Genomic DNA, 19,775 nt, shown 5'->3' with positions numbered 1-19,775 from the left:
CGTTTTTAGATGACGTCTCGACGTTCCGTGTACGTCAGCGTTCGCTGGTCCGTCTGGATGGTCGTCTGAACCGTAATCCACCCGTCCGCTTGTTGCACTGCGAACGCCTCCGAGAAGGAAAGTTGGACTCTCCTCGTGGTTGTGTACGACTCACCAGCGTCGAGGTTACCAACTGCTTCGCTTCCGCGCCAGACCTCGTCCTCGGAGGCCGTGCTGTTGCCTGCGAAGATACGACTGTAGACGGTGACACCGGTCGCATCTGCCTCTTGCTGGTTCGTCAGTCTACTCGTCACGTCACGACACGTCTGTCCGCACTCTTCGATGCTGACGATTGTGAAGGCGAACGGTGGGCCCGAGGCGGCCTGCGTCTGGTCGGCCGTGTTCGTGTCTCCGCTATCGTCGCTCCCGCCATCGCTTCCACTACTGTCGCCCCCACTGCTTCCGCCCCCAGCACCATCGCCACTCGTCGGTGTCGCTGTCTGCGTGGGGAAGTCCTCGGTCGTCTGGTCTCCGGTGTCTGCCCCTCCAGCGAACGGGCCAGCACCGGTTACGAATGCGAGACCGATACCTGCCGTGACGAGGACAAGTATCGATGCTGCGACGAGGACTGTCCGTCTCATATTGTACCTACCAATGCGTCTCCGTTCCCTGTGTAGTTGTTGGCCATCTGCTTAGTTCCCGGCCGACGATGGTGACCCCGCATGCTCGCTCACGGCAGGACCGAGCGCACCGTCGAGTGTGTCGTCGAGGAAGTCAGTAACCGTGTCGTGGATGTCAGACACGAAATCGGGAACCTCCGCGGGCAACTCGCTCGGGGGGCCTTGCTGGTTTTTCGGGTTCGCGTCAGAGTCGCTCGCACTCGCTCCTGGCGTGGCGGCGGCCACACCCGCAGTCGCGACGAGGACGGCGAGTGCGACGCCGACGATTGTGTGTAGCTTCATCGTGATTCGCTCCGGTCGCCACTCACGACGCCACGATGATGAAGGGTGGAAACTGTGTGACTCGATTTGTCCCGGTCCTACGGTCCGTTGAACCGAATTAACGCGGATTAGACGCGAGTCAATCCGTGTTATCGGGACAGCTGCTCGCGCATCGCCGAGAACCCGGCATCGACGTCGACGTCCGCGCCCTGCGCTTCGAGTGCCTCACCGAGTGCAGTCATGAGGAACGAGACGTTCTTCGGTTTGGCGGAGTAGCCCATACACCCGATACGGAAGATGTCGCCGGCGAGCGCACCGAGGCCACCAGCGATTTCGAGGTCGTAGTGTTCGAGAACGTACGAGATTGCTTCGCCCGCGTCGACGCCGTCGGGGACGAGGACGGCGTTGAGACTCGGCAACCAGTAGTCGTCTTCGGGGTTCAGACCGAGACCCATCGCTTCGACACCGGCTTTGAGGGCGCTGGCGACCTCGAGATGGCGGTCCCAGCGGTTCTCTATTCCTTCTTCGGCGACGAGTCGGAGCGCCTCACGAATCGCGTAGACGTTCGTGATGGGTGCCGTGTGGTGGTACGCGCGCTCCTCACCCCAGTAGCCTTCGAGCAAGGAGAGGTCGAGATACCACGAACGGGGTGAGTGCTCACGCGAGAGCACCTTGTCCATCGCGCGGTCGTTGAGCGTCAGCGGACTCGCACCCGGCGGGCAGGAGAGACACTTCTGTGGTCCAGAGTACGCCACGTCGATGCCCCAGTCGTCGACTTCGAGTTCGACGCCACCGAGCGAGGTGACGGTGTCGGCGACGACGAGTGCGTCGTGGTCGTGAGCGATGCTCGTCAGTTCGGAGACGTTCGGCTGCTTGACGCCGGTCGAGGTTTCGGCGTGGACGAATCCGAACACGTCGGGTTGGTACTCGTCGAACGCTTCCTGAACGTCTACGGGGTCGAGCGGTTCGCCCCACGGCGCGTCGACGTGGACGACGTTTCCGCCGGCGCGTTCGGCCATCGACTCCATGCGGCCGCCGAAGTAGCCGTTGGTCGGGACGAGCATGGTGTCACCCGGTTCGACGAGGTTGCCGATGGCCGCCTCCATCGACGCCGACCCGGTACCAGAGACGGGAATCGTCCACTGGTTGTCGGTCCGGAAGGTGTAGCGCATGAGCTCTTGAACATCGTTCATGATGTCGATGAACGACGGGTCGAGGTGCCCGACCAGCGGCGTGGACATCGCCTTGAGTACGCGCGGGTGTACGTCGCTCGGTCCGGGGCCCATCAGTGTCCGGTTCGGTGGCGTCAGTTCGCCGACATCTGGTGCATTCGCCATGGTCTATGATGACGTGCCTCTCTACGAGGCAAAAAACATAGGGAAACTGAATCGTGTGTGCCCACTCCCCACGAACTGTCCGTGCGGACTTCTCGTGTGACGACGTCGGCGACGTTCGACCGCCGACTCACCCACTGATTCGCTCTGCGACCTTCTCGATGGGGTGCGGCGGCCTCGTCGCGCCAGTATCGCGGTCTTCGAGCTGTGTTCGACACGATGCGCCGGGTGCGACCACCGTGTCGCCCCCGCTTTCGTCGACTTGGCTGAACAGGATGCGACCCATCGCCTTCGAGAGGTCGTAGTGTTCGGATTCGTATCCGAAGCTCCCCGCCATGCCGCAGCAGCTCGAATCGAGTGGGTCGACCTCGTAGCCGACCCGGCGGAGCACGCCCACCGCGTGGTGGTCCTTGTTCAGCGCCTTCTGATTGCAGTGGCCGTGATACGTCAGTGACTCGATCGCGCCGCCGTCGACGACGGCCTTTCCAGCACCTGCCGCGCCTGCACCGACTGACTCGTCTCGGCCACGAATCGGGAGTGCCTCGTCGAGTCGGTACACGTCGATAAACTCCATGACGCCGTACGTCGCCGCGCCAACGTCGGTCACGGCGGGGTGGTCGAGCAGGTCGGCGTACTCGTCTTGGAACATCACTGCGTCGGAGGGTTCGGTGAACACCACCGACCACCCGTCTTCGACGTAGGGTGCGAGCGTCTCGACGTTGCGGGCGGCGCGGCCGCGTGCGAGGTCGAGGAACCCACCGGAGAATGCTGCTCTGCCGCTGGGTGCGACGTTTTTCGCCAGTTGTACGTGGACGCCCGCGGCCTCCAGTGTCCGAACTGCGGCCCTGCCGATTTCGGGCGTGACGTAGTTCGTGTAGGTGTCCGGGAACAAGAGCACCTTGTGCGTCGCGTCGTTCGCCGACACGGCGGGGTCGTGCGTCGCCATCCAGTCTTCGAGGGTGTTTCGGGTGAACGACGGAAGCTCTCGGTCCGGTGCGATTCCGAAGAGGCGGTCCATCACCGTCCGCGCACCCGGAAGTTCGGTCGCCCAGTTCGACACCGGTGCGAGCGCGCTCCCCAGTTTCGCCGCGTTGTCTATCTGTGCGAACAGTCGCTCGCGGAACGACGACCCCGATTCTTGGTGGTGTTGGTGTTTGACCTCGGCTTTGAGTTTCGCGAGGTCGACGCCGGTCGGGCAGTCGTTCTTACAGCCCTTACACCCGACACAGAGCCCGAGAACCTCCTCTTGGAATCGGTCGGTGTAGAGTTCGTCTTCGGGCAGGTCACCGCTAATCGCCGCCCGGAGCATGTTCGCCCGCCCTCGCGTGGTCTCTGCTTCGTCCTTCGACGCCCGATAGGTTGGACACATCGTCTCCGACCCAGTCTGCCGGCACGTTCCACACCCGTTGCACAACTCCACGAGGTGGGAAAACCCGCCTTCCTCTTCGAAGTCGAGTGCAGTCGTGGGTTCGAGCGACTGGTAGGTCGGCCCGTATCTGAGGTTCTCGCGCATGTCTGCCGGGTCGTCGTCGCGGTAGACGACGTTCCCCGGATTCAGTCGCCAGTCGGGGTCGAACGCCGACTTCAGTTGCTTGAAGGCGTCCCACAGTTGGGGGCCGTACATCTTCGGATTCCACTCGGTTCGGGCCCGACCGTCGCCGTGTTCGCCCGAAAACGACCCGTGGTGTTCCAACACGAGGTCGGTCACGTCGTCGGTAATCGAGTGCATCGTCTCGATGCCGTCGGCGTCCTTCAGGTTCAAGATAGGTCGGATGTGGAGCGTCCCGGACCCGGCGTGTGCGAAGTACGCCGCCGACGTTCCGTGGTTTGCGAGCACCTCCTCGAACGACTGGACGTACTCCGCGAGTTCCTCCGGCGGCACGCTAGCGTCCTCGATGAACGGGTACGGCTTGGGGTCGCCCTGTAACGACATGAGCAGCGGAATCGCCGCTTTTCGGAGTTTCCAGATGTTTGCTTGCGCGTCGTCGGTGTACGCCTCGATGGCGTCGAACGCGTTTCCGTCGTCCGACCCGGACTGCAAGAAGTGGTCGTTGGCAGCCTCGATGGCTGCCTCGAAGTCGTCGTGGAGCTCCGAGTCGAACTCCAACATCAGCGTGGCCGCCGTCCCGTCCGGGATTTGCTCGACATACTGCGCGTACTCACTCGACGCGCGTGCCATCTCGAACACCTCGTCGTCCATGAGTTCGACGGCGCTCGCGCCGTAGTCGAGCGCATCCGGGACCGCTGCCATCGCGTCTATCAGGTCGTCGTAGGCGTAGAGGACGAGTGCCGTCTCTTCCGGCACCGTCACCAACGACAGGGTCGCTTCGACCACCACACCAAGCGTCCCCTCTGCGCCGACGAAGAGTTTCGAGAGGTTGATGACCGTCTCTCCCTCGTCGTTCTCGAAGATGACCTTGTGGAGGTTGTAGCCCGAGACGGAGCGTTTGAGCGTGGGGTACTTGCGCTCGATTTCTGCTTCGTTGTCTTCGACCAATTGCCGGACGGTCCGATAGAGTGCCGCTTCTCGGTCGTCTTTCCCGACGAGTTCGTCCCACTCGTCGCTGTCGACGACCACGTCTCTCGTGTGAATCATCGACCCGTCGGCGAGTATCACCTGCAACTCCTCGGTGTAGGCGTCGGTGATACCGTATCGAACCGAGTGTGCGCCGGTCGAGTTGTTCCCGATGCCGCCGCCGATGGTCGCACGGTTCGACGACGCCGGGTCGGGCGCGAACTTCAGGCCGAACTCGGCGAGTCGGTCGTCGAGGTCGTCTTGGACGACCCCCGGTTGCACCGTCGCTCGCCTGCTCTCGGGGTCGACGTCGACGATGTCGTCCATATACTTCGAGAAGTCGAGGACGATGCACCCGGGGCCGACGGTCTGTCCCGCCAGCGACGACCCGGCACCACGTGGGAGAATCGGCACGTCGTGTGTTCCCGCGATTTCGACGGCCGCTCGAACGTCGCTGACGCTTTTCGGGATGACGACACCGGCCGGTCGCGCCCCGTAAATCGACCCATCAGTCGCGTACAGTATCTGCGCGTACTCGTCGAACCGGACTTCACCGTCGACGGCGCCGCGCAACTCGTCGGCGACCTCGGCGTACTCGGTTACGTCCGCCACCTCGTAGTCACGTGACTCCTGAAAGCGCTGGAAGTCGCTCAGTTCGGTCCCCTGTGCCGTCGTCGTGACTCGATTCGTCCGTGAGGAGTCGCCACCAACCATTGTAATGTACAATAGTGTAGAACGGGAAAAGTCTGTGTGCGCGCCGTCATCTTTGCCACGAGCGATAGCGATGTCGTGGTGTTGTCAGGAACTGTCGAGGCGTGCCTGCTCGGCGCTCACGCCTCGGTTCCTTCCGTCTCTCCGTCCGCCGACACGTCACCCGTCTCGACGAGAGACGCGAAGTCTGCAGCGAACGCTTCGACTTCGTCCCAGTCTGTGTACTCGTAGTCACGAGACGTGTCCGTGTCGCCGGTCGCTTCCTTCGCGATGCGTTTCATCATCAGTCGAGTGATGAATCCGTACTCCGAGTAGCGGAGTGCACCGCCGAAGAGCGCGATTCTCTCCGGGTGCCATCCGGTCTTCTCGACGAACTCGTCGATGTACGATGCGGCCTCTGCCTGTCGCGCTTCGTCACCAACGGCCGAGGAGAGCGACACCTGGAAGAACGCGTTCGGCCGGTCTTCGAGTACCTCGCGGTTCTCGCGGACGAACTGGTACACGTTCTTGGCGTGTTTGCCCAGGTGAATCGACGACCCGACGAGTATCGCGTCGAACTCCGCTGGCGTCGCCGCCGGGGGGACGTCGTCGACCGAGACAGCAATCGCAGTGTGGCCGCGTCCTTCGAGTACATCGACGATTCGCTCCGATATCTTCGCAGTCTGCCCTTCGGTACTTCCGTACCCGACGAGGAATGACACCATCTGCAGTCACCGGGTGAGTATTCGATGGCAGTGGAGATAATGGCGGTTTCAGACTCTCACTCTTCGGGAACGAGGTGACTGCGGGGTCGGTGTCCCCAATTCTCGTATTCTTAGAGACACGAACCCATTTCATTCGTCTTCTGCGCGAATCGACAGATAGAGACTACTATGACACACGAAACAGCTGATTTCGAGGTTCCATCCGACGAGGAAATCGCACGAACTGCCACACTGGACGATATCGAGACAGTCGCCGCTCGACTCGGCCTCGGCCCAGACGACATCGAGCCCTACGGTTCGAACAAGGCGAAACTGCGGCAAGAGGCGGTCGACGCTGCCCGCGAGCGCGGCCGAAATGGGTCACTCGTGCTCGTCACTGGTATCACGCCGACGCCGAAAGGCGAGGGAAAGACCGTCATCTCGGTCGGACTCGCACAGGGGTTAGCCCGACTCGGCGAAGACGTCGCCGTGGCCGTCCGTGAACCGTCGCTCGGACCAGTGTTCGGTATCAAAGGTGGCGCCGCAGGCGGCGGCTATTCACAGGTGCTACCGATGGAGGATATCAACCTCCACTTCACCGGAGACATTCACGCACTCACCGCCGCACACAACCTCATCTCGGCGATGCTCGACGCCCACGTCCACCACGGAAACGACCTCGAAATCGACGTCGACCAGATTACGTGGCGACGCTCGCTCGACGTAAACGACAGAGCGCTCCGCGAAACCGTCGTCGGACTCGGTGGCAGTGCGAACGGCCCGCCGCGCGAAGACGGATTCGGCATCACAGCGGCGTCCGAACTGATGGCCGTTCTCTGTCTCGCATCCGACCTCGCAGACCTCAAACGGCGGGTCGCCCGAATCGTCGTCGCCACCGACCGAGACGGCACACCAGTGACCGTCGACGATATCGGCGCGACTGGTGCGGTCAGCGCGCTCCTCCGAGACGCGTTGCGACCCAATCTCGTCCAGACACTCGAAGGCGTGCCGGCGTTCGTCCACGGTGGTCCCTTCGCGAACATCGCCCACGGAACCAACACGCTCGTCGCCGACGAAGTCGGACTCGCCCACACTGACTACCTCGTCACAGAGGCGGGATTCGGTGCCGACCTCGGCGCAGAGAAGTTCCTCGATATCGTCTCCCGCGAAGGTGCCGCACCGGAAGCAGTCGTCGTCGTGGCGACGGTTCGCGGCCTCAAACGCCACGGCCTCGACATGTGGCCGGCAAACTTCGACGTACTCGCCACCCCGAATCCCGACGCGGTCCGCGACGGTCTTCCAAACCTCTTCCACCACGTCTCCGTGCTTCGAGACTTCGGTCTTCCCGTCGTCGTCGCAGTCAACCGGTTCCCCGACGATACTGACGCCGAAGTCGCAGCCATTCTCGATGCGTGTGCGACCCGTGAGATTCCGGCCTCGGTGTCGACAGCACACGCTGAGGGTGGACGCGGTGCTGAGGAACTCGCCGAACTCGTTCGACAACAGGTCTCTTCCGGGCGTGCAGACCTGCAACTGACGTACGACCTCGACGACTCGCTCCGCGAGAAGATTACGGCAGTTGCGACGCATGTCTACGGCGCGAACGACGTGACGTTCTCGAAGCAAGCCGAGAAGGACCTCAACCGACTCGTCGAACACGGGTTCGACTCGCTTCCGGTCTGCCTCTCGAAGACACCGTACTCACTCTCGGACGACGCCTCGAAAACCGGTGTGCCGACCGACTGGACACTCCACGTCCGCGAACTCTACCCTGCTGCAGGTGCCGGGTTCGTCGTGGCGCTCACGGGTGACGTGATGACGATGCCGGGACTCCCGGCGCGACCCGCCGCCGTCGACATCGACGTCGACGACGACGGAACGATTCACGGGTTGTTCTGACTCACCGCAACCGCCACCGCATTTTTTGAGACCACCTGTCGTATCATTGGCATGCCTCCGTCACGACGACAGAACGGTCTTCGCGCTCGATTCGACGAGGGCGGTGTCGCGCTCGGCGTTCTCGACACCGCGTACAGTCCGACGCTCGTAGAGTTCTACGGTGACCTCGGTGTCGACTTCGTCTGGGTCGACCTCGAACACGGCGGGCCGAGTCCGTGGGACGCCGGTGCGATGGAGGACGTACTTCGTGCGGCGGAGCGCACCGGAACCGAGTTGGTGGTTCGGCTTCCGACCACCGACCCGACACTCGTCCGGAAGGCGCTGGACCTCGGCGTCAGGAACGTGTTCCTCCCCCGTGTCGAGTCGGCCGACGAGGTTCGCGCCGCCGTCCGGTCGTCTCGATTCCGCTACGATGGCGGTCCCGGTGACCGCGGTCTCGCGTCGCCGCGTGCTCGACGATGGGGCCTCGCCGAGGATTACGTCGACACCGAAGACAACGAGACGCTCGTCGGTGTGACCATCGAGAACCGCCAGTCGCTCGCGAACCTCGACGAGATTCTGGCCGTCCCCGAACTCGGGTTCGTGTTCATCGGCCCCTTCGACCTCTCCGTCTCGCTCGGGTACCCCGGCGACATCGACCACCCGAAGGTGCAGGAAGCTGTCGAGACGATTCTGTCGACCGCCGTCGACGCCGGCGTTCCCGTCGGCGGACTCGGATTCGGGATGGACGACGTGAACGAGAAGGCGAAACACGGCTATCAGATGCTCAATCTTGGGAGTACGACCGGCGCGCTGAAAGGCGTCGTCGAGGGATGGTTCGAAGCCTACGACGGTGAGAGACCCCTCTAAACAGGTCGGTATCGGAGTCCGACCCTCGTCTCACTCGCTGGGCTGTTCGTGTGGTTCGATGTTCGTGTTCAGTTTGAACAGGTTCTCGGGGTCGTACACGGTCTTCACGTCCACGAGTCGGTTGTAGTTGTCGCCGAACAGCGTCTGTGACGGGTCTTCGCCGAACCCCGGGAAGTTCCCGTAGCCACCGGTCGTGACGAGCATCTCTCTGAGTTCTTCGATACCGTTTCGGACCCACGCCACGTTTTCGTCGTCCACCGCTGGGTCTTCCCAGTTCGCTTCGAAGGTGAGCATGTAGTCGTTGGTCCGGTGCCAGAAGGCGGTCGCATCCGGTTCGACATCACCGATTGCGCCACCGAGGTGCCAGACGTCGACCGTCGAGAGGTGTGATGGACTGTCCGCACCGTACCTGACGACGAGGTCAACGATGTCGTCCGTGAGTTCCTCCACGTAGACGGCCTTCCAGTAGTAGCGCAGGCCATCGGGGTAATCCTCGTCTAAGAGCGTCTGGAGTGCCGTGTACTCTATCGGGCCACTCATGTCAGCGATTGGCTCGGCCACCGTTCGGAGTTCTCGGAACTCGGCTTCGGCTTCGTCGGTCGGCCCGTCGTAGCAACCAATCATGGCGATTGCCGGGTCGCCCCACGATTCTTCTGGGAACGTTTCGTCCTCGGGGACGAACGCGTAGAAGGCGACGACACTCCCGTCTCTGGAAGCAGCTGTCGTGTACTCACGGAATGCACGCAGCGCGTCTTCGACATCGTCACCACCGTACCAGGTGAAGAGCATGTTCACGTCGGGTCCGACCTCGTGCAGTTTGTACTCGAAATTCGTGACGACACCGAAGTTGCCGCCACCACCTCGAATCGCCCAGAAGAGGTCTGTGTTCTCTTCGTCGCTCGCCGTCCGAACGACTCCGTCCGCAGTGACAATCTCGACGGACGTGAGGTTATCCAGCGAGAGGCCGTACTTCCTGCGGAGGTGTCCGAGCCCGCCGTTGAGCGTGAGCCCGGCGATACCTGTCTCGGAGACGACTCCGAGCGCCGTTGCGAGGCCGTGCCGTTGGGTCGCCCGGTCGACGTCGCCAATCGTCGCACCACCTTGTACGCTGGCCCGGCGGGTCTCTGTATCGACGACGACGTTCGTCATCTCGGAGAGGTCGATGACGAGTCCATCGTCACAGATGGCGCTTCCGGCGACGTTGTGACCGCCGCCTCTGATCGCCACGGGGAGGTCGTTCTCCCGAGCGAAGTTCACCGCGGTGACGACGTCGTCGACGTCGGCACAGCGAGCGATGAGGAGCGGATACTTGTCTACCATCCCATTCCAAATCGCCCGTGCGTCGTCGAATCCGGGGTCTTCGGGTTGGACGAGTGTGCCCGTGAAGGCAGCGTGTATCACCTGTAGCTGCTGGTCGCCAATCGTGTGGGTTGACATAACATAGCATACGCCATCGGAGAAATTAGCCGCATCTATTAGGACGAACGGCAGTTCAGCATCGGCCCGCTGAACGAAACCAGAACCCGTCTGCGAGGCGGTTACTCGGGAAGTCGAAATGCGAGGCTGTACATCGTTCCGACAGACTCCTCGCCGATGGCCGCCGCGAGTCGGTCTGCCTCCTCAGCCAGCGCTGTTCCACGTTCGTCAGGGACTCTCGACGCCGCAGTTCGGGTGGCGCTGGCGTGTGCTCTAAGGTGACGGTTCGTCCACGGAACCGGGTCGAGAAGCGTCCGCTCTCGGTCGAACTCCCACCCTTCGCCGACGAACAGTCGACGGAGCACGCCTGATGGGTAGAACGTCAGCGCAGGGTTCCCGTCAGCCAACTCGGATGCAGCGTTTTCGAGCGCGAAGAGGTCGCGGACGCGAGCGGTGTCGGGGAGTGGGTCGTAGTCGTCGACGACGAGATGACACCCCGGCGCGGCGACCCGTGTCAACTCGCTCACGACGGCGTCCAACGTCGCTGGTGGGAGGACGTTGAACAGGCCATGGGCGGTGAGTATATCGACTGAATTGGTTGCCAGCGGAAGACTACGAACGTCCGCCTCGAGGACGGCAGTCCGGTCAGGTTCGTCGCGTGCGACTCGTTCGTGGACGAGTGAGGCGTGCGCAGGGTCGTTTGTGACTGCGTAGACGCGACTCGCCCCGGCCGCGAGGAGCCCGGCCGTCGTGTTGCCGACGCCAGCACCCGCTTCGAGACACACTGCACCGCTCACTGGTCGGTCTTCGAGGGCTGTCTGCACCGTCGTTGGAACGTCCATGAGCGGAGAGAGTAGTTCTCAGTGGTGGAGCTGTTCTGGGACTGGACTCTCGTCGTGACGAAGTTTCTCGATGAGCGAGCGCTGGGCCGCCTCGTCCATCCCGTCGTATCGCTGTGCTGCGTCGAGGACCATCGCCATCAGTTTGGGGTCGCCCATGCTGACGACACTCGTCAGGCCCTGCGCGGCCGCGAAGTCGAATCGCTCCTCGATTTCGGCGGGCGTGTCGACGGGTTCGTACCAGTTCGCATATGGTCGGTCTCCTTCGGGAAGTTCGTCCGTCGACGGCCACGGACCCTTCGCGAAGGCTTTGATGCCGAGCGTTCCGATACCCTCCTCGTCCGCGCGCTCGAGCACTGCGTCGTAGTCGTGGTCGGCGTCGTCCTTTCCGGCGACGACAGGGTTCATCGGGAACATGAGTGTCTCCAGGTCGTCGATACGGTCGATGGCGTCGAGGATGAGTTGCGGTTCGCTGTGACTCGTCAGCCCGATGTGACTGATGAGGCCGTCGTCTTTGGCCTCTCGGAACGCTTCGAGTGCGCCGCCGTCGCCCGTAATCGTGTCCAGTTCGTGCTCGTATTCGAGCCCGTGGACCTGGTAGAGGTCGATGTGGTCGACGCCGAGGCGAGTGAGCGACTGTTCGAGTTTTCGCTTCGCACCGTCGTAGGTTCGTTCTTGGGTCTTACACCCGAGGAAAATCTCGTCGCGGTGCTGCCGGAGCTTCGGTCCCAGCTTCAGTTCTGCGTCCCCGTACATCGGGGCCACGTCGAAATGGTTGACCCCTCGGTCGAGGACGAGTTCGACCATCTGGTCTGCGCCCTCCTGTTCGAGCCAGTTGAGCGCGATGGTGCCGAAGGTCATGATACTGGTGTCGTGACCAGTTCCGCCGAGGGGGCGTGTCTTCATACTCGGAGAGTCACTGTCAGCGAACAAAAACGTGTGTCCTGCACGGGTTCGTGGCAGTCCTGCCGTCCGGTCTGTCGTCGCGTCGTGAATATTTCGCGACCAAATCTAGTGAGTATATCTCCACATCAGTCGTACGTCTGTGTTGGTGGAGAATGGTGGTAACAATACTAGTCAAACACGCTGTAGAGGACTACGACAAGTGGAAACCGTACTTCGACGACCACGACAGCACCCGAAACGAGTACGGGTCACAGGGCTATCGTCTGCTCAGTCTCGCTGAGGATTCGAACGACCTCGTTATGATGTTCGACTGGGACACGATGGAGAACGCACAGAAATTCCTCGAATCGTCTGACCTCCGTTCCGTGATGGAAGAAGCGGGTGTCGTCGGTGAACCCGAGATATACTTCCTCGAAGAGGTCGAGTCGAAGCGACCCGAAGAGCCGTTAGCGTAGCGTTATCTCTCACGTGGGAGAGGCGAGACACGAACAGCACGATTTTTCGTCCACCGATTGCACGCTTTCTCTGCTGTTTTCGCCCGTTCGACAGTTCTAGTACAGAATCCAACTCCCCGATATTCTGGCGTTTGAGACGTTCTTCGTTAGATGATGATTTCCGGACCGACTGAGTTTTAACATCCGCTAGCAGACCCGCCGATACGACTGTATGAACAGCGAAAATCACATCGACGACCCCATCGCGTCGGCACTCCTCAGCGACTCGACGTACGAGCGCCTCAGGGTGCGCCGCCGGAGCCTGTTCAAACAACCACTCTCACGGAAACTCGCGTGGCAGAGTCTCATCCTCGCTGCACTGGCGATGGTGCTCCCCATCGCGTTGGCACTCCCTGAATCGACGCGGATGCTCTTTCCCAGCGGAAACCCGCTGTGGTCGACTCCGAGAATCATCGTCATCGGCGCGTACGCGGGCGCCATCCAAGTCGTCGCAGCGCTCGGACTGGTGTACGTGGGCTACAAGCGTATTCGCCGCGGCGCGGAGTTGACCGAACGCGAAGCACGTCGTCTGCTCGACATCGAGGACGTCGCATCGATCTTCAGCCTAGTCACCGGCCCGTTCGCCGTCGCCGTCTTCGACGGGATGTTCCTCCTCGGATACGGCGGCCAAGATGCGTTAGCGATGTTTCTCGCTGCCGGTGGCGACAACCCGTTTGCAGTGTCCACGCTTCCGGTCACTGTCTTCGGTGTCACGGTGACTGCGGCAGTCCTGGCCGTGGTTCTCTTCGCTGTCAGTCGACTGTTCGATAGCCTCCTCCCACAGTGAACGATTGCCGTCGGTGTCTCGTGGGTTGGGGCGCTCCCTGAACACCAACAGTCGACCTCGCCGTAACCCGGTAACACTCACGTCGCCAGAAACTCAAGTCCTTCCAGCCCATATTATGGTTCAATGGCAACACCCACTCCGACACCGGGAATTCACCACGTAACGTGTATGGCAGGCGACCCCCAGCAGAATCTGGACTTCTGGGTCGAAACGCTCGGCCTGAGACTCGCCAAGCGCTCTATCAACCAAGACGACCCCAGCACGTACCATTTCTTCTTCACGGACGCTGAGGGCACGCCCGGAACGAGCATGACGTTCTTCCCGTGGGAACACCTCTCGCGTGGGAAAGTCGGGACGGGACAGGTCTCCCGAACTGCGTTCCGCGTCCCAGACGGGAGCCTCGACTACTGGGAAGACCGATTCGACGACTACGGCGTCGATTACGACGACCGAATAGAACGCTTCGGAGAGACGGTCCTCCCGTTCCGTGACCCCGACGGCCTCCCGGTCGAACTCGTGGAAGTCGACATCCCGGACGACGACCCCACGGTCCCGTGGACTGAGTTCGTCCCCGAGTCGGCCGCAATCCGCGGATTCCACTCGGTCACGCTCTGGCTTGCTGACCCAGAACCGACGAAGGGCCTGCTCGAAACGATGGGGCTGGAAGAAGTCGGAACTGAAGCGGCACAGGGCGACACGCCGGGTGACGAGCGAACTCGATTCGCCGCATCCGGTCCGGTCGGCAAGTACGTCGACGTGCTCCCGACAATCGAGGGCAGTCGGCAAGGACACGGGACGGTCCACCACGTCGCCTTCCAGACGCCGACCGACGAAGACCAGGAATCGATGCGCGCGGCCGTCCAGTCGGCGGGACTGCGCCCGACACAGCAGATCAACCGCCACTGGTTCCGTTCGGTCTACTTCCGAGAGTTCGGCGGTGTGCTGTTCGAACTCGCCACGAACGGCCCGGGCTACGCGAGCGACGAACCGCTCGACGACCTCGGTGGACGACTCGTCCTCCCCGGGAAGTTCGAAAGCCAGCGCGAGCAAATCGAGGGTGGATTGGCGGACGTAACGATACCGCGGGCAGAATCCGTCGAAGCCGACGACTGAGACCGTCTCAGTCAGTTCGGGTTCGAACTGGTCAAACTGGGTTCGAACACTCAGACTGGATTCGCATCGGTCAGCACCTCGACGAGCGCCGGCCCATCGAAGGAGAGTGCATCTTCGAGTGCGGGTTCGAGCGCTGCTGGTGATTCGACTCGGAATCCGCGTGCGCCGCAGTTCTCGGCGTACGCAGCGAAGTCCGGGTTCACGAGGTCTGTCTGCCAGACTGGCCACCCACCGTCGCGTTGTTCTTTGCTAATTTTCCCCAGTTCGTCATCGGTCAAGAGGACGTGCGTGAGGTTCATGTCGTACTTGACTGCCGTCGTCAGTTCGCCCATGTACTGACCGAATCCACCGTCGCTCGAAACCGAGACGACTGGTCGCCCCGCGAACGGTGAGTCGGGTTCGCGGGTCGCCGCCCACGCCCCGAGGGCGGCGGGGAATGCAAACCCGATGGACCCGAGATAGCCGGACATCAAGACCGTGTGGTCGGTGCATTCGAAGTAGCGACCGAAGGCGTAGGTGTTGTTGCCGACGTCGACCGGCACGATTGCGTTCTCGGGGAGGAGTCGGCTCATCGCGTCGAATACAGTCGCGTAGTTGACGCCACGTTCCGGTGGTTGGTCGCGTCTCGTCGCCTTCTCTGCTCGCCAGATATCCCACCGCTCTGCGACTTCGGCGCGTTGACTCTCGGCGTGCAGGTCTAGCTCGTTCAGTCGGTCTCTGAGGATGTCGACGGTGACACCCACATCACCCCACACGGGAACGTCGACACTGTGGTGCTTGCCCAGGACCATCGGGTCGTGGTCGACGTGGACGATTCGCTTGTACTCGGAGATTCCCGTGTGGTTCGAGAAACTCGCCCCGAAGACGAGGAGAAGGTCTGACTCGTTCATGAAGTGGCTCGCGATAGGTGTTCCACTCCGCCCGAGGACGCCGCCTGCGAGTGGATGGGTGTCTGAGAGTTGCCCCTTCGCTTTGAACGTCGTCACCACCGGGCAGTCGAGGTGTTCGGCGAGGGCGACGACACGGTCCATATCGAATCGAGCGCCGTGGCCGACGATGATGAGCGGTCGAGTCGCGTCTGCGAGCAAGTCCACTGCCTCCTGAATCGATGCCGAAGGTGGGGCGATATCTCGCCGCGTGAGTCGCCCCTCGGGGCTACCGGCTTTCGCACCATCCGCAGGAATCGTCTGTACCTCGTCTGGGAAGACGAGATGCGACACGCCCCCTTCGAGGAGCGCCGTCTTCGCTGCCCGTGTCATCAGTTCGGCGTGGTCACTGTTCGGCAGCACCGTCTGTTCGAAGAGCGCAACGTCGCCGTATGCCGCTTCGAGGTCGACCTCTTGGAAGTTTCCAGTCCCCAGAACTTGCGTCGCGACTTGCCCGGTGAGTGCGAGAACTGGTGCGCGGTCAACGTTGGCGTCCCAGAGGCCGGTGAGGAGGTTGGTCGCTCCCGGGCCGGCGATGGCGAAGCACGCCGCGGGCTCGCCCGTGAGTTTTCCGTACGCTGAGGCTGCGAACGCTGCCGCCCCTTCGTGTCTGACACCGTAGTAGGAAAGGTCGCCTCGCTCGGACGCCTCGCGGAAGGCGTCGGCGAGTCCCAGATTGGAGTGGCCGACGATACCCCACACCTGTGAGACGCCCCACGCCGTCATCGTCTCCACCATCACGTCGGAGACGGTCCGTTCTCGTACTCGTTCTGGTGGGAGGCCGACGTAGATTCCATCGTCTCGTTCTTCGACTGCGTACACGAGCGTGCAGTCGTCGTGGTCACCCGGGGACTGTCCGGTGAGTGGGTCGAAGTCCCACCCATGCCACGGACACCGGAGCAACCCCTTCTCTATCGAGCCTTCACCCAGTGGCCCACCTTGGTGGGGACAGGCGTTGTCGATAGCTGCGTACTGCCCGTCGTAGTGGGTCATACAGACAGTCGTACCGCCGAAGGAGACGGCCGTCACGCGCCCCTCTGGGAGTTCGTTGGGGTCGAGGGCCTTGTGCCAGCGAAGGTCGCCGGTGTCCGGTGCTGACTCGTTCGTCATCGATATGTGTTATTCGTTGACACTGGGCATAACTGTAGTAGCGAGGGATCTGTCGTTGCTCGTGGGTGAACACCTTCGTCAAAAGACTGCAACACGGCCGGCGAGGAGGTCCGACCGTAGTTCGTCTATCCGCTCGAATTCGTCGGCAACCGCCTTCGTTACCACGTCGTCGTCGGTGACCGTGGTGACGACGTCGACAGCCTGTGGTTCCGAAACTGGGTCGCCGATTCGAGAGAGCAGTTGCACACTGCTGTAGGTCGCACCGAGTTCGTCGCCGAGTCGCCGAGCGATTCGAAGCGAGAGGAGGTTGTACAGTTTCCCGACGTGTGTCACTGGGTTCTTCCCCGCCGTGGCTTCCAAACTCATCGGTCGAGACGGTGTAATCAACCCGTTCGCACGATTTCCACGGCCAACACACCCATCGTCGCCTGCTTCGGCAGAGAGCCCGGTCGTCGTCAGATAGAGTGATTCTTCCTTGTAGTTGTCCGCGTTGTTCACCGTGACCGAGACAGGCAGGTCGATGGTGTCGGCCGCGTGCTGTTCTGCAAGGGCTTCGATGCGGTCGATGACGTCGCGGTACTCGCCCAGGGTTTCGACGTGAGAGTCGATGACTGCCGCCGCAACCGTGAGAGACAGACGGTTTCCACGGCGAACTGCCATCAGTTTCACGTCCTTTCCGACGGCTGTGAGTTCACTGTGGAGTCGCGGTTCGAGTGTTCGGACGAACCGTTCGGTCGGCGTTCCCGGAGCGTAGCCAACACCGAGACTCGTATCGTTAGCCAACGGTTCGTCACCGCGTTCGAAGAGAGACCCTAAGTCGCTCGACGTCTGCCCGATTCGCGTCTCGACGACGACGTGTTCGGGGGAAAGCTCCGGCACCGTCTGGAGGAGGTAGTCCCGTGCAGCGGCGGTCGCAAGTTCGTCGACGGGGACCGACTCACCACCGACTGTCGTGGTCGCACGACCACCGACGAGGACGTATATCGGTTCGACGACCGACCCACCACCGAACGCCGGCTGAGACTGTCCCGCTCCGAGGTGGACTTTGTCTGTGTTGTGGTGGAGGATGTGACCGAATTCGTCACGGTAGAAGCGAGAGAGTCGGCGCGAGACGGCCTCGGCGACGCCATCGCAGAGCGAATCGGGATGGCCGATACCTTTCCGCTCGACGAACTCGGTGGGGTGGCGAGCGACGGGGTCACCACCGACTGACGTCACCGAAACTCGGTCGTTCATACGCAGACATCAACTGGCAGTGAGAAAACAACTCGGTGGCCACACCACCCGTGTCTCGCCCGGTCTTTTCGACCTGCTCGTCGTCAGATGAGGGGGAACGGATACGTGACTGTAGGCTGAACAGTAGCGTATGGTTCTGTCGGTGAACGGAGCGGGAAGATGAGTCGTTCGACACCGCCTCCAGAACGACCACTCGCACGTGTGTACGATGCGGCGTACACCGGCGTCCCAAACTGGGATATCGGCCGTCCGCAGCGCGCGTTCGTCCACCTTCTCGAAGCCGACCTCGTCAGGAGTCCAGTACTCGACGTTGGCTGTGGCACGGGTGAACTCGCCCTGTTCTTCGCTCGTCATGGCTACGACGTTCTCGGCATCGACATCTCTCCGCTCGCTGTCCAACAGGCCAAAGCGAAGGCTCGTGGGCGGCGGATTCCTGCACACTTTCTCGTCTGGGACGCACTCGACGTGTCACGACTCGCGACAGCGAATCTCTCCTTCCGAACGGTCGTCGATTCGGCGATGTTCCACCTCCTCGGTGACACAGAGCGTGACCGCTTTATCGCGGAACTCGGGGGAATCGTTCCACGGGGTGGACTCTACTGCGTGCTCGGTGACGCTCGATACGACGAGCGCTGGATATACGGCATCTCCCCCGGCGAGTTGCGCCGACGGTTCGAAGCGACGGGTGGGTGGGAAGTCGTCTTCGCGTACCGAACCGCCTTCGAGCGGCGGTGGAGCAGGAATCCGGCGTACTTCGTCGGCGTCCAGCGAATCTAACTTCGCTCGACCGGGGTGTCGAAGCAGTAGCGACGCCACGCTGTCCGTTCGGAATCGTGGCCGGTGTCGGAATCAAAAGTACCTTGCTATCCCGCTTCACAGTAACCCGTACGTAGGTGGTTTCCGTGACCAAGAAACGCGAATACAAAGACGACTATCCGGAGAAAAAACTGTACATCCCGGGGCCGACCGAGGTGCGTGAGGACGTCATCCAGGAGATGTGCCAGCCGATGTTCGGCCATCGGATGGACCGAATGACCGACCTCTACACGACCATCGTCGAGGATACGAAGGAGTTCCTCGGCACCGACAACAACCTGATGATTCTCACGGCGTCGGGGACGGAGTTCTGGGAAGCTTCGACGCTCAACCTCGTCGACGAGAACATCCTCTGTACGACCTGTGGGAGCTTCAGCGAACGCCACGCCAACGTCGCCGAGCGATTGGGGAAGAACGTCGACAGACTCGAATACGAGTGGGGACAGGCGGTCAAGCCCGAAGACGTCCGCGAGTATCTCGAACAGAGTGACACACAGTACGACGTCGTCTCGTGTGTGATGAACGAGAGTTCGACCGGTGTTCGGAACCCCATCGAGGAGATTGGCGACGTCGTCGCCGAGTACCCGGACACCTACTTCGTCGTCGACGCGGTGTCCGCACTTGGTGGTGACTACGTCGATATCGACGAACACAACATCGACGTCATCTTCGCGTCGACGCAGAAGGCATTCGCGATGCCGCCGGGACTGGCAGTCTGTGCGGTCAGCGACGAGGCCCGAGAGCGTGAAGTCGAGAAAGACTCTGCCTCGTGGTACGGCGGGTTCCAGCGGGCGTTCGACTACTACGACCGGAAGGGCCAGACGCACTCCACGCCAGCGATTCCAGTCATGCTGGCCTACCGCAAGCAGATGAAGTACATGCTCGAAGAAGGACACAAACAGCGCAGTCGTCGCCACGAAGAGATGGCCGAGTACACGCGCGACTGGGCGTACGAACACTTCGACATGTTCCCCGAGGAAGGATACGAGTCCCAGACGGTGGCCTGCATCGAGAACACGCAGGGTATCGACGTCCCCGCGACCATCAAAGAGGTCTCCGAGAAGTACGACATGGCCTTCTCGAACGGATACGGCTCGGCACTCGGCGAGAAGACGTTCCGTATCGGCCACATGGGCGAACACGATGTCGAGTCCATCAAGGAACTCACCGACGCCATCGAAGACGTCGCTGGGTTGTAACGCAGGGTCACTCGACTTCGAT

The 19,775-nt window shown here is 61.9% G+C and carries 17 protein-coding genes; 7 read left to right on the top strand and 10 right to left on the bottom strand.

What is annotated here, in order from left to right:
* Positions 1-5 precede the first annotated feature (5 nt).
* From GJR98_RS08195 to GJR98_RS08175, 5 genes are all read right to left on the bottom strand, one after another.
* Positions 6-620, bottom strand: a complete 615-nt coding sequence (locus GJR98_RS08195) for a hypothetical protein (protein WP_151137221.1) — start codon at positions 618-620, stop codon at positions 6-8.
* A gap of 51 nt (positions 621-671) precedes the next feature.
* The gene (locus tag GJR98_RS08190; RefSeq protein WP_151137219.1) at positions 672-941 is read right to left on the bottom strand and encodes a hypothetical protein; all 270 of its coding nucleotides are present in this window, start codon (positions 939-941) and stop codon (positions 672-674) included.
* A gap of 128 nt (positions 942-1,069) precedes the next feature.
* Entirely contained in the window at positions 1,070-2,206 is a 1,137-nt protein-coding gene (locus tag GJR98_RS08185) for a pyridoxal-phosphate-dependent aminotransferase family protein (RefSeq protein ID WP_191965481.1), read from the bottom strand.
* A gap of 178 nt (positions 2,207-2,384) precedes the next feature.
* Complete coding sequence (locus GJR98_RS08180; RefSeq protein ID WP_151137215.1) at positions 2,385-5,483, bottom strand: FAD-binding and (Fe-S)-binding domain-containing protein; 3,099 nt, start codon at positions 5,481-5,483, stop codon at positions 2,385-2,387.
* A 116-nt stretch (positions 5,484-5,599) separates the two neighbouring features.
* Positions 5,600-6,184, bottom strand: a complete 585-nt coding sequence (locus GJR98_RS08175; protein WP_151137213.1) for a flavodoxin domain-containing protein — start codon at positions 6,182-6,184, stop codon at positions 5,600-5,602.
* Positions 6,185-6,352: 168 nt separating this feature from the next.
* Between GJR98_RS08175 and GJR98_RS08170 the strand changes: the two genes are divergently transcribed.
* Both GJR98_RS08170 and GJR98_RS08165 read left to right on the top strand, forming a co-directional pair.
* Positions 6,353-8,062 (top strand): formate--tetrahydrofolate ligase, encoded by a 1,710-nt coding sequence (locus tag GJR98_RS08170; RefSeq protein ID WP_151137211.1) that lies wholly within the window; start codon positions 6,353-6,355, stop codon positions 8,060-8,062.
* A gap of 51 nt (positions 8,063-8,113) precedes the next feature.
* Positions 8,114-8,911, top strand: a complete 798-nt coding sequence (locus tag GJR98_RS08165) for an HpcH/HpaI aldolase family protein (RefSeq protein WP_151137209.1) — start codon at positions 8,114-8,116, stop codon at positions 8,909-8,911.
* Between the two features lie 30 nt (positions 8,912-8,941).
* Here GJR98_RS08165 and GJR98_RS08160 read toward each other — a convergent pair whose 3' ends face one another.
* The 3 genes from GJR98_RS08160 to GJR98_RS08150 form a co-directional block, all read right to left on the bottom strand.
* Positions 8,942-10,348: an FAD-binding oxidoreductase gene (locus tag GJR98_RS08160; RefSeq protein WP_151137207.1), complete on the bottom strand. Its 1,407-nt coding sequence runs from the start codon at positions 10,346-10,348 to the stop codon at positions 8,942-8,944.
* A gap of 101 nt (positions 10,349-10,449) precedes the next feature.
* Positions 10,450-11,169, bottom strand: a complete 720-nt coding sequence (locus GJR98_RS08155) for a class I SAM-dependent methyltransferase (protein WP_151137205.1) — start codon at positions 11,167-11,169, stop codon at positions 10,450-10,452.
* A gap of 18 nt (positions 11,170-11,187) precedes the next feature.
* The gene (locus GJR98_RS08150) at positions 11,188-12,072 is read right to left on the bottom strand and encodes an aldo/keto reductase (RefSeq protein WP_151137203.1); all 885 of its coding nucleotides are present in this window, start codon (positions 12,070-12,072) and stop codon (positions 11,188-11,190) included.
* Positions 12,073-12,227: 155 nt separating this feature from the next.
* Between GJR98_RS08150 and GJR98_RS08145 the strand changes: the two genes are divergently transcribed.
* The 3 genes from GJR98_RS08145 to GJR98_RS08135 all read left to right on the top strand — a co-directional run bounded on the left by GJR98_RS08145 (position 12,228) and on the right by GJR98_RS08135 (position 14,466).
* Positions 12,228-12,527 (top strand): cyclase, encoded by a 300-nt coding sequence (locus GJR98_RS08145; RefSeq protein ID WP_151137201.1) that lies wholly within the window; start codon positions 12,228-12,230, stop codon positions 12,525-12,527.
* Positions 12,528-12,738: 211 nt separating this feature from the next.
* Complete coding sequence (locus GJR98_RS08140) at positions 12,739-13,353, top strand: hypothetical protein (RefSeq protein WP_151137199.1); 615 nt, start codon at positions 12,739-12,741, stop codon at positions 13,351-13,353.
* A 123-nt stretch (positions 13,354-13,476) separates the two neighbouring features.
* Positions 13,477-14,466 carry a VOC family protein gene (locus GJR98_RS08135; protein ID WP_151137197.1) on the top strand — a complete coding sequence of 330 codons (990 nt, stop codon included), beginning with the start codon at positions 13,477-13,479 and terminating at the stop codon, positions 14,464-14,466.
* Between the two features lie 50 nt (positions 14,467-14,516).
* Here GJR98_RS08135 and GJR98_RS08130 read toward each other — a convergent pair whose 3' ends face one another.
* Complete coding sequence (locus tag GJR98_RS08130; RefSeq protein ID WP_151137195.1) at positions 14,517-16,502, bottom strand: thiamine pyrophosphate-binding protein; 1,986 nt, start codon at positions 16,500-16,502, stop codon at positions 14,517-14,519.
* A gap of 78 nt (positions 16,503-16,580) precedes the next feature.
* Positions 16,581-17,738 (bottom strand): methionine adenosyltransferase, encoded by a 1,158-nt coding sequence (locus GJR98_RS08125; RefSeq protein ID WP_151137193.1) that lies wholly within the window; start codon positions 17,736-17,738, stop codon positions 16,581-16,583.
* A 159-nt stretch (positions 17,739-17,897) separates the two neighbouring features.
* Between GJR98_RS08125 and GJR98_RS08120 the strand changes: the two genes are divergently transcribed.
* Both GJR98_RS08120 and GJR98_RS08115 read left to right on the top strand, forming a co-directional pair.
* On the top strand, positions 17,898-18,515 hold the full coding sequence (locus tag GJR98_RS08120) for a class I SAM-dependent methyltransferase (protein ID WP_154269719.1): 618 nt from the start codon (positions 17,898-17,900) through the stop codon (positions 18,513-18,515).
* A gap of 125 nt (positions 18,516-18,640) precedes the next feature.
* Positions 18,641-19,753 carry a pyridoxal-phosphate-dependent aminotransferase family protein gene (locus GJR98_RS08115; protein WP_151137191.1) on the top strand — a complete coding sequence of 371 codons (1,113 nt, stop codon included), beginning with the start codon at positions 18,641-18,643 and terminating at the stop codon, positions 19,751-19,753.
* The last annotated feature ends 22 nt before the right edge of the window (positions 19,754-19,775 follow it).

The sequence above is a fragment of the Haloferax marinisediminis genome, assembly GCF_009674585.1.
Classification (GTDB): domain Archaea; phylum Halobacteriota; class Halobacteria; order Halobacteriales; family Haloferacaceae; genus Haloferax; species Haloferax marinisediminis.
This window is presented reverse-complemented; position numbering and strand designations above follow the sequence as displayed.

Excerpts from the sequence above, each read along its gene's own strand:
- GJR98_RS08195 (WP_151137221.1), bottom strand. The coding sequence starts at position 620 with ATGAGACGGACAGTCCTCGTCGCAGCATCGATACTTGTCCTCGTCACG.
- GJR98_RS08190 (WP_151137219.1), bottom strand. The coding sequence starts at position 941 with ATGAAGCTACACACAATCGTCGGCGTCGCACTCGCCGTCCTCGTCGCG.
- GJR98_RS08185 (WP_191965481.1), bottom strand. The coding sequence starts at position 2,206 with ATGGGCCCCGGACCGAGCGACGTACACCCGCGCGTACTCAAGGCGATG.
- GJR98_RS08180 (WP_151137215.1), bottom strand. The coding sequence starts at position 5,483 with ATGGTTGGTGGCGACTCCTCACGGACGAATCGAGTCACGACGACGGCA.
- GJR98_RS08175 (WP_151137213.1), bottom strand. The coding sequence starts at position 6,184 with ATGGTGTCATTCCTCGTCGGGTACGGAAGTACCGAAGGGCAGACTGCG.
- GJR98_RS08170 (WP_151137211.1), top strand. The coding sequence starts at position 6,353 with ATGACACACGAAACAGCTGATTTCGAGGTTCCATCCGACGAGGAAATC.
- GJR98_RS08165 (WP_151137209.1), top strand. The coding sequence starts at position 8,114 with ATGCCTCCGTCACGACGACAGAACGGTCTTCGCGCTCGATTCGACGAG.
- GJR98_RS08160 (WP_151137207.1), bottom strand. The coding sequence starts at position 10,348 with ATGTCAACCCACACGATTGGCGACCAGCAGCTACAGGTGATACACGCT.
- GJR98_RS08155 (WP_151137205.1), bottom strand. The coding sequence starts at position 11,169 with ATGGACGTTCCAACGACGGTGCAGACAGCCCTCGAAGACCGACCAGTG.
- GJR98_RS08150 (WP_151137203.1), bottom strand. The coding sequence starts at position 12,072 with ATGAAGACACGCCCCCTCGGCGGAACTGGTCACGACACCAGTATCATG.
- GJR98_RS08140 (WP_151137199.1), top strand. The coding sequence starts at position 12,739 with ATGAACAGCGAAAATCACATCGACGACCCCATCGCGTCGGCACTCCTC.
- GJR98_RS08135 (WP_151137197.1), top strand. The coding sequence starts at position 13,477 with ATGGCAACACCCACTCCGACACCGGGAATTCACCACGTAACGTGTATG.
- GJR98_RS08130 (WP_151137195.1), bottom strand. The coding sequence starts at position 16,502 with ATGACGAACGAGTCAGCACCGGACACCGGCGACCTTCGCTGGCACAAG.
- GJR98_RS08125 (WP_151137193.1), bottom strand. The coding sequence starts at position 17,738 with ATGAACGACCGAGTTTCGGTGACGTCAGTCGGTGGTGACCCCGTCGCT.
- GJR98_RS08120 (WP_154269719.1), top strand. The coding sequence starts at position 17,898 with ATGAGTCGTTCGACACCGCCTCCAGAACGACCACTCGCACGTGTGTAC.